This is a genomic window from Sulfuricurvum sp. (genome assembly GCF_049587615.1).
Classification (GTDB): domain Bacteria; phylum Campylobacterota; class Campylobacteria; order Campylobacterales; family Sulfurimonadaceae; genus Sulfuricurvum.
This window is the reverse complement of record NZ_JBAVEF010000034.1, coordinates 1-2205: the sequence shown is the minus strand read 5'-3', so window position 1 is coordinate 2205 and position 2205 is coordinate 1. Positions and strand designations below refer to the sequence as shown.

Annotated in this window: 1 protein-coding gene; it reads left to right on the top strand. The window is 54.6% G+C overall.

Features of this window, described 5'->3' with window-relative positions; translation table 11 throughout:
* A partial coding sequence (gene alaS / locus WB308_RS06670) for an alanine--tRNA ligase (protein WP_424190209.1) occupies positions 1–2205 on the top strand: 2205 nt, incomplete at both ends.

The following is a 2205-nucleotide window of genomic DNA, read 5'->3' as shown; positions in this document are numbered from 1 at the left end:
CGTGGGAATTCGTCACCGAAGTGATGAAACTTCCGAAAGAAAAACTGTGGGTCACCGTCCATGAAAGTGACGACGAGGCCGAAGAGATTTGGAAAAAACACATCGCTGCCGACCGGATCATGCGTCTTGGGGACAAAGACAACTTCTGGCAGATGGGCGACACGGGACCGTGCGGTCCATGTTCGGAAATCTTCATCGATCAGGGTGCGGAACATTTCAACGGACCGGAAGATTACATGGGGGGCGACGGCGACCGATTCCTGGAGATCTGGAACCTCGTTTTCATGCAATACGAGCGTAACGCCAAAGGGGAACTCAAACCGCTTCCGAAGCCTTCCATCGATACCGGGATGGGACTGGAACGGGCAACCGCAGTCCTCGAAGGGGTGACGAGCAACTACGATTCATCCTTGTTCATGCCGATCATTCGCAAAGTCGAAGCCCTCATCGGCAAGTCGTACGTCTATGCTACGGGTGCCTCGTATCGCGTTATCGCCGACCACATCCGCACGGTATTATTCCTGTTGGCGCAGGGGACGAACTTCAGCAACGAAGGGCGCGGCTATGTACTGCGCCGTATCCTTCGCCGCGCGGTACGCCACGGATACCTTCTGGGCTTTACGAAGCCGTTTATGTTTGAAGTCGCCGATACGGTAGCCGAAGTGATGGGGAAACAGTACCCTTACATCGTCGAAAAGCTCTCTGTCGTCAAAGAGCAGATCATGCTCGAAGAGGAGCGGTTTTTCAGAACCATTGCATCGGGGATCGAACTGTTCAACGAAGAACTCAAAAACACCAAGGATGTCTTCAGCGGCGAAGTAGCCTTCAAACTCTACGACACGTTCGGATTCCCGCTTGATTTGACCGAAGATATGCTTCGCGAGAAAGCTGTGGGCCTTGACGTCGATACGTTCGAGCGACTCATGAGCCTTCAGCGCGAGCGGGCTAAAGCGGCATGGAAAGGCTCGGGTGACGCCCACGTTGAGGGGGACTTCAAAGCCCTTCTCGAAACGTTCGGCGTCAACACCTTCATCGGATACGGTTACACCAAAGCGCCGGTCAAAGTGCAGGCGCTTCTGGGCGAAAACTTTGAACGCATCGATCAGCTCCACGCACACCAAAAAGGGTGGGTATTGCTCGAAGAAACTCCGTTTTATGCCGAGAGTGGCGGACAATGCGGCGATAGCGGCGTATTGGGTGACAAAGCGGTTGTGCTGGACACGAAAAAATTCCACGGTCTGAACCTCTCGCATATCGAAACGAAAGAAACGCTCAGTGTCGGCGAAACGGTAGAGGCGATCGTGGACCCTTCACGCAACGAGATTGCCAAACACCACTCGGCGACCCACCTGCTTCATGCGGCACTGTACGAAACTCTGGGTGAGCACATCTCTCAAGCCGGTTCGCTGGTCGAGCATAACCGTCTCCGTTTTGATTTCTCGCATCCCAAAGCGATGAGCCATGAAGAGATCGCTCTCGTCGAAGAACGGGTCAACTACCATATCTTCCATGCGTTGGAGGGTGTAACACGCGAGATGAGCATCGACGAGGCCAAAAAGAGCGGCGCCAAAGCGCAATTCGGCGAAAAGTACGGAGATACGGTTCGTGTCGTCAATTTCGGGTCGGCATCGGTCGAGTTTTGCGGCGGTATCCATGTGAATAATACCGCCTCCATCGGAACATTCGCAATCGTCAAAGAGAGCGGAGTGAGTGCGGGTGTGCGCCGTATCGAAGCGGTGTGCGGAAATGCCGCCTACAACCTCTTTAAACAACAGCGCCACCTTCTCGAAGAGGTTGAAGCTTCCGTTAAAAACCGCGACGTATTGGCAGGAATCGAGCGGCTCAAAGAGCAGGTGAAAACCCTCAAAACCGACATGGCGGCACTGGCCTCAAGTGCCAAAGAAGAACTTGGCGTCACGATGATGGGCAGCACGGCTGTCGTTGTTGCCGAGTTGGGCGCCGGAGATATCAAAGAGCGGATCGACGAGCTCAAAAACAGCCATGAATCGGTTGCCGTTATGCTATTCCAAGCCAAAGACGACAAAGTCCTTCTCGCCGCAGGCGCGAAGAACACGACTCTCAAAGCGGGAGACTGGATCAAAGCGATTGCGCCGATCCTCGGCGGAGGCGGAGGCGGACGTCCTGACTTCGCCCAGGCAGGCGGTAAAGACGCTTCCAAGATGGGTGAAGCCAAAGAAGCGGCAT